This is a genomic window from Anaerovibrio slackiae (assembly GCF_009695585.1).
Classification (GTDB): domain Bacteria; phylum Bacillota; class Negativicutes; order Selenomonadales; family Selenomonadaceae; genus Anaerovibrio; species Anaerovibrio slackiae.
In genome coordinates this window covers 22,121-28,424 of record NZ_VUNR01000032.1, presented here as the reverse complement: position 1 = coordinate 28,424, position 6,304 = coordinate 22,121, and the positions used below count along the sequence as shown (strand labels likewise).

General features: G+C 51.0%; 6 protein-coding genes. 1 reads left to right on the top strand and 5 read right to left on the bottom strand.

Translation table 11 applies throughout. The annotated features are described in order from the left end of the window. The first annotated feature begins 595 nt into the window (after window positions 1-595). Entirely contained in the window at window positions 596-1,630 is a 1,035-nt protein-coding gene (locus FYJ84_RS12365) for a PocR ligand-binding domain-containing protein (protein ID WP_154407919.1), read from the top strand. Window positions 1,631-1,776: 146 nt separating this feature from the next. On the opposite strand, the gene alr is transcribed toward FYJ84_RS12365, so the two are convergent. The 5 genes from alr to FYJ84_RS12340 all read right to left on the bottom strand — a co-directional run bounded on the left by alr (window position 1,777) and on the right by FYJ84_RS12340 (window position 6,239). Further along, entirely contained in the window at window positions 1,777-2,895 is a 1,119-nt protein-coding gene (gene alr / locus FYJ84_RS12360; protein WP_154407918.1) for an alanine racemase, read from the bottom strand. A gap of 96 nt (window positions 2,896-2,991) precedes the next feature. Next, entirely contained in the window at window positions 2,992-4,269 is a 1,278-nt protein-coding gene (gene serS, locus FYJ84_RS12355; protein WP_154407917.1) for a serine--tRNA ligase, read from the bottom strand. 91 nt (window positions 4,270-4,360) lie between these two features. After that, entirely contained in the window at window positions 4,361-5,038 is a 678-nt protein-coding gene (locus tag FYJ84_RS12350; RefSeq protein ID WP_154407916.1) for a hypothetical protein, read from the bottom strand. Window positions 5,039-5,098: 60 nt separating this feature from the next. Next, the gene (locus FYJ84_RS12345; RefSeq protein ID WP_154407915.1) at window positions 5,099-5,383 is read right to left on the bottom strand and encodes an Ada metal-binding domain-containing protein; all 285 of its coding nucleotides are present in this window, start codon (window positions 5,381-5,383) and stop codon (window positions 5,099-5,101) included. Between the two features lie 136 nt (window positions 5,384-5,519). After that, a complete protein-coding gene (locus tag FYJ84_RS12340) occupies window positions 5,520-6,239 on the bottom strand; it encodes an MIP/aquaporin family protein (RefSeq protein WP_154407914.1) in 720 nt (239 codons plus the stop codon). Between the last annotated feature and the right edge of the window lie 65 nt (window positions 6,240-6,304).

The following is a 6,304-nucleotide window of genomic DNA, read 5'->3' as shown; positions in this document are numbered from 1 at the left end:
CATGGCGGACACAGAATCCAACATCTGGCTTGAAATCATGTGTGCATGATTTCTTATTGCATTGTTTAGTTTTCAAGGAACACTGCCTCTCTATCATCAACGGCTTGTAAAAGCTCTGTAAGCTTTTCGTAAGACCGCTGTGCGAGTCAGCTTTTATATAATATCTCAAAGCGTTCATTTTGTCAAGAACTTTTTTGAAATATTTTTTGTGGCCGGCTCAGTGAATCATTTATCAGATGTTCAGTGAGCTTTTCACATTTGTCACATCTCAGCGACAACGATGTATATATTACACTAAAATCAATAACCTGTCAACACTTTTTACTAACTTTTTCTAAAATTTTTCCCAGCCCCTTATTATGACAAGAATACAGGCGTATTTCTCCATTCCACTCCCTGCCACCTAATGGTGAAAGTCTTGTAGCTTCCCATTCGTCATGAATTAGATGAAAATCATCCGGATAAATCCAATAATAATTTTTTGTAAATTCTTTCAAATCTAGCAGGAAATTGGAAACTTTTATAGAATAATTTAAACTGGAAATAGTTATAATACACTGATGCTGAAGTGGAAAGGATAAACCAGGTGATATGTATGGCAAACAATGAACTTGATAATGTAACCTTGCGTGATTTATTTGATTTGGATTTCCTGCAGGAGTTTCAGGACACCTTTGCGGAAATAGCCGGCATTGCCGCTATTACTGTAGACTTGGAGGGAAATCCTGTTACCAGGCCTACAAACTTCACAGATTTCTGCATGAATTACAACCGGGGCTGTACCAAAGGCAACGAGCGCTGCATGAAATGCGACCGGGAAGGCGGTGCACAGGCTGCCCAGACCGGCAGGCCTGCCGTATACGAATGCCATGCAGGTCTGATGGACTTTGGGGTGCCAATCATGCTGCAGGGACGCCAGATCGGCTCCATTCTCGGCGGCCAGGCAATCACCTCCGATATTGACGAGGAAAAATTCCGCCGCTATGCCGAGGAGCTGGGCCTCAATCCTGATGACTATCTGACCGCCGCTAAAAAGGCAAACCGCATTTCCAAGGAAAAGCTGCAAAAAACAGCAGACGCCTTCTACCTCTTTGCCAAGAAGCTCTCTGACATGGGATACGAGCGCTACCGCTTCCAGAAGCTGCGGGGCATGTCCGAGGACGTAAACGAAAGCGTCAGTCAGGCCATGAGGGCTATGGAGGCCCTGGACACCTCCGCCAGCAACGTTGATAAAAACCAGCGGGAGCTCAGCGAGGAAATCCGCAATGTAGAGGAAATCACAGGCAAAATCCACGGCTTTACCGAGCTTATCAAGAATATCGCCAAGCAGACCAGGCTCCTGGGACTGAATGCCTCCATTGAAGCGGCCCGTGCCGGTGCAGCAGGTGCCGGCTTCGGCGTAGTAGCGGAGGAAATCGGCAAGCTTGCCACCAGCTCCAGCGAAACCGTGGAAAATATCCAGCAGTTCATGTCCGCCATCAATGAATCCGTAGAAAAAACCGTGATCAAGAGCAAAAATACCTCCGCTATTGTCGAAGACCAGACCAAGGCCATTATTGATACCACCAAGAGCCTTGGCGGGGTAGCCGATGTAGCCCATTACCTGTACGATATGACGCATAACAGATAACCGCCTTCCGGCCAGAGTATTCTGCCTGCTGTACAGTCAGCACAATAAGCAACCAAAAACGCCCGGCAGCCTAGAACCTATATCTATGCTGCCGAGCGTTTTCTTATGCCCTTTTATCCATTTTCAAGCTATTTCATTTCTTATGTCTACTTTGAGCTTTCCTTGTATACCCGTGGCACCCTGGCACTCAGCATGCATGGCAGCTCATAATTAATCGTCCCAAGCCAGCCAGCCGCCTCGTCCATGGTGAGCGTCTCCGAGCCGTACAGGGTTACTGTATCTCCCTGCCTGATATCCGGAATATCCGTCACATCCACCATGCACTGATCCATGCAGATGCGTCCGGCAATAGGCGCACGCTGACCGTGAAAGTCCACCTGGGCCTTGCCGCTGAACAATCTGGTATAGCCATCCGCATAGCCCAGTGGCAATGTGCCAATCCTGCTTTCCCGCTGTGCCGTAAAGGTACAGCCATAGCTGATGGACTCCCCCGGATGCAGGTCCTTCAGATAAACCAGCTTCGCCTTCAATTCCATTACAGGCTGCAAGTCAATCACATGCTTCACCTCATCCGACGGCCACAAGCCATAGAGAATGATGCCTGCCCTCACCATATCAAAATGAGCCTCCGGCATCTCCAAAAGGGCTGCTGAGTTAGCAATATGCTTGATGGCAATCTCCACGCCTGCCTCCTGCACCTTGCTGATAGCCAGCTTAAATGCCTCCAGCTGCTGATAAGCAAAAGTCTTGTCCTCTGCATCTGCCAGGGCAAAATGAGAAAACATGCCCTCCAGCTCTACGCCAGGCATACTGCTGATTCCCCTGGCAAACTCCCCTGCCAGTTCCGGGCGCACCCCGATGCGGCTCATGCCGGTATCCACTGCCAAATGCACCTTGACAGGCTTGCCGCGCCTGACAGCCTCGGCAGACAAGGCTTTGGCCTGCTCTATGGTAAATACCACCTGAGTGATTCCATAGTCTACAACAGTCCCGGACGCCTCCACCGGTGTTGCCCCCAAAATCAGGATAGGCGTAGTAAAGCCCGCCTCACGCAGGGCAACCGCCTCGCTGAGCACTGCTACCGCCAGGTAGTCCGCCCCCTGCTCCACCGCCTTCCTTGCCACGGCTACGGCCCCATGGCCATAGGCATCCGCCTTGACCACTGCACACCATTTGGCATTGCTGTGTATGCAGCTTTTGATATTCCTGATATTATTTTCCAGGGCATCCAGATTTATTTCCGCCCATACAGCCCGTTCCGGCATATTACGCTCCCCCTTAACCACTGTCAGCTACTGCAGATTGCCATAAACAAAGAGGCTCTGCCAAACAGCACAAGCCTCTTTACTTTTCATATCAAATTAGAGATTCTTAATAACCTCGATACCGCCCATGTACGGAACCAGTGCCTTTGGCACAACCACGGAACCGTCAGCCTGCTGATAATTCTCCAGAATTGCCGCAAAGGTACGGCCTACAGCCAGGCCGGAGCCATTCAGGGTGTGCACGAATTCCGGCTTGCCCTTCTGCTCCCGGCGGAACTTGATGCCTGCACGGCGAGCCTGGAAATCAAGGCAGTTGGAGCAGGAAGAAATCTCCCGATAGGTATTCTGCGCCGGCATCCATACCTCAATATCATAAGTCTTGGCAGAGGTAAAGCCCATATCGCCGGTGCACAGGGTAATCACGCGATACGGAAGCTCCAGAACCTTCAGCACGTCCTCTGCATCATTGACCATCTTTTCCAGCTCATCCCAGGAATCCTCAGGCTTGGAGAACTTGATCAGCTCCACCTTGTTGAACTGATGCTGGCGAATCAGGCCGCGGGTATCACGGCCGGCACTACCTGCCTCGGCACGATAGCAGGCCGTATAGGCACAATAATACTCAGGCAGCTGGGCAGCATCCAGAATTTCCTCACGATGGTAGTTGGTAGTAGGAACCTCGGCAGTAGGTACCATATAGTAGTCAGTGCCCTCTACCTTGAACATATCCTCGGCAAACTTCGGCAGCTGGCCGGTGCCGATCATGCTGCTGGTGTTGACCATGCACGGAGCAAGCATCTCCGTATAGCCGTGCTTGTTGGCATGAAGGTCCATCATAAAGTTAATCAGGGCACGCTCCAGGCGGGCCCCCATGCCCTTGTAGAAGGTAAACCTGGCACCGGTAACCTTGGCAGCACGCTCCGCATCAATAATATCCAGCGCCTCGCCAATATCCCAATGAGCTTTTGGCTCAAAATCGAACTTGGTCGGCTCCATGAAGCGGCGCACCTCTGGATTGTCATTTTCGTCCACGCCGATAGGCACATCATCCTTTGGCATGTTAGGAATGCTCAGCATGATGTTGCGAAGCTCGGTCTCCACCTGCTTCAGCTCTGCATCGAGAGCATCAATCTGCTCGCCCACCTGGCGCATCTCGGCAAAAATAGCATCCGTATTCTCGCCGTTTTTCTTCATCTGCCCCACCTGCTTGGAGACAGTGTTGCGCTTATTCTTCAGCACCTCAACCTCACTGAGGATGGCACGGCGCTTTTCCTCCAGCTCCTTGAAGCCGTCCAAGGAAAGTTTATTCTGACGATTGCTCAGCATAGCCTGAACCGCATCAAGATTTTCTCTGACAAATTTAATATCTAACAAAACTGTTCGCCCCCACAAATTTTGGCTTTGCCAATTTATCTATATCGAATCTATTATACTTTATATTTTTCAATTTGTAAAAAAATTATAGCTAAATTCTCATTTCAAAGTGCCTGCCCTTGGACTTTTCTTCCTTTTGGGCAGTCACCGGCTGAACAGTTCGCAAAAGCTTCTCCTGCTGCTCCCTGCCGGCAGCTTTCCTGGTGGAAGACTTTCCCTGCTCCCTGCTTCCGGGTTTCGCCACGCCATCCTTTTTGCTGAGATTTCTCAGGGTAAAGGTAATAAACGCTGCCACAAAAACAATTAGAAAGGGCAGAAAAGTCATGAAGGACATATTGCCGGAAGGCAGGTACCAGGGATTGTCCGTCCTTACCGCAGCCTCTGCCTGCTGCTGGCTGCCTTCATCCTCCCCCAGCATCTGCTGCACAGCTGCCTGCCGTGCCTGCTGTGCCACCTCCGCCGCTGCTGCATCGCTATCCTGGGCAGAAGCAGGCCTCTCAGCAGCCTTACCCTGCTCCGCCCCTGCCTGCTGCCCCGGCGGTACAGTCTGCACCACGGTATTCTCCTGGCCGCCCCCTTTCCCTGAGTCGGCCTGTCCGGGAGGATTGATGGTTATGTGAACGCCGAAGCCACGCCCCATTTCAGCCGCTGCCGAGGCACCATTGCCTGCTTCCTGCCCGGCATTGCCATCCTGAGAGCTGCTCTGCCTTGCCCCCGGCACCACAGGCGGTGCCGGAGCCGTTGGCGGTGTCGGAGCCGTCAAAGCCATAAAATCACTGTCCTTTGCCCTGCATATATTTCACCAATATCATCTGCACATTATTTTGCATTACTCATTTGGGCCATCCGGGTCGCAGCGCTTGCAAGGGCTGTAACCTTCCGCCCTGGCAGCCTCATTGGACTCAAACCTGATGCCGCCCCCCTGGGCCTGCTTCAGCTTCGGGCAGCCCGGCCTATGGTAGAAGCCGGTAAAATGGTCACCCATGCGATAGGTTTCCGTGCGGGAAATATCCTTGAAATCATTCTCCACCGAAGAAGAATACATATTGTATGCCACTGCCAGAAGCAGGACAATCACTGCTACGCCGATGGCCTTCAATACATTTACGTTCATAAATACGCCTCCCTGATAAAAGATTCTTGTTCCATTATATCATACAAAATTCTAAAAAAACATCCCCACCTGACAGCAGATGGGGATGCAATAGATATTTAACTTTTAGCCATTAGTCAAACAACAGGAGAGTAAATTAAGCTACACCCAGAGCGCGAGCTACAACAGCAGCTACCAGAGCACCAGCCATAGGAGCGATACATGGAACCCAAGCATAACCCCAGTTGCCGCTGCCCTTGTTAGGAATAGGGAGGATAGCAAAAGCAATACGAGGACCGAGGTCACGAGCCATGTTCATAGCATAACCGGAGCAGCCGCCCAGGGAGAGACCGATTGCTACGATGAGCAGAGCTACGCAGTAAGGACCGAAGCCAGCTGGCAATGGACCATTAGGTGCAGAGAAAATCATCAGGATGCAGAACATCAGGAAGAAAGTACAGATAAACTCGGAGAGGAAACCATTGAAGATACCGCCAGTTGCAGTACCGGTAGCGAAGATACCTACCTTGCCGCCCTCAGTCTCAGCCCAGTGGCCCAGGAAGCAGAGATAAACGATGATGGAACCAACAATACCGCCAGCAGTCTGTACCAGCATAGTAGCAACAAACTGAGCAGGAGTATAAGTACCGAGATACATCTTTGCAATAGTAACGGAAGGGTTGATATCAGCCTGCGGAGCACCCAGTGCTACAGAAGTGTATACACCCAGCAATACTGCGAGACCCCAGCCCCATGCTGTACAAATCCAGCCAGCACCTCTTGCATAGGACTTCGCCAGGTTCAGGTTTGCGTTAACGCCCACACCGAACACCATCAGAACCATAGTTCCCATGAACTCGCCTAACAGATTATCCATTTTACATCCCTCTTTCGTATAACGTAACAAAAAATTTCTATACGGGCAAACCCCTCAGCATGCCC

Excerpts from the sequence above, each read along its gene's own strand:
- FYJ84_RS12365 (WP_154407919.1), top strand. The coding sequence starts at position 596 with ATGGCAAACAATGAACTTGATAATGTAACCTTGCGTGATTTATTTGAT.
- alr (WP_154407918.1), bottom strand. The coding sequence starts at position 2,895 with ATGCCGGAACGGGCTGTATGGGCGGAAATAAATCTGGATGCCCTGGAA.
- FYJ84_RS12350 (WP_154407916.1), bottom strand. The coding sequence starts at position 5,038 with ATGGCTTTGACGGCTCCGACACCGCCAACGGCTCCGGCACCGCCTGTG.
- FYJ84_RS12345 (WP_154407915.1), bottom strand. The coding sequence starts at position 5,383 with ATGAACGTAAATGTATTGAAGGCCATCGGCGTAGCAGTGATTGTCCTG.
- FYJ84_RS12340 (WP_154407914.1), bottom strand. The coding sequence starts at position 6,239 with ATGGATAATCTGTTAGGCGAGTTCATGGGAACTATGGTTCTGATGGTG.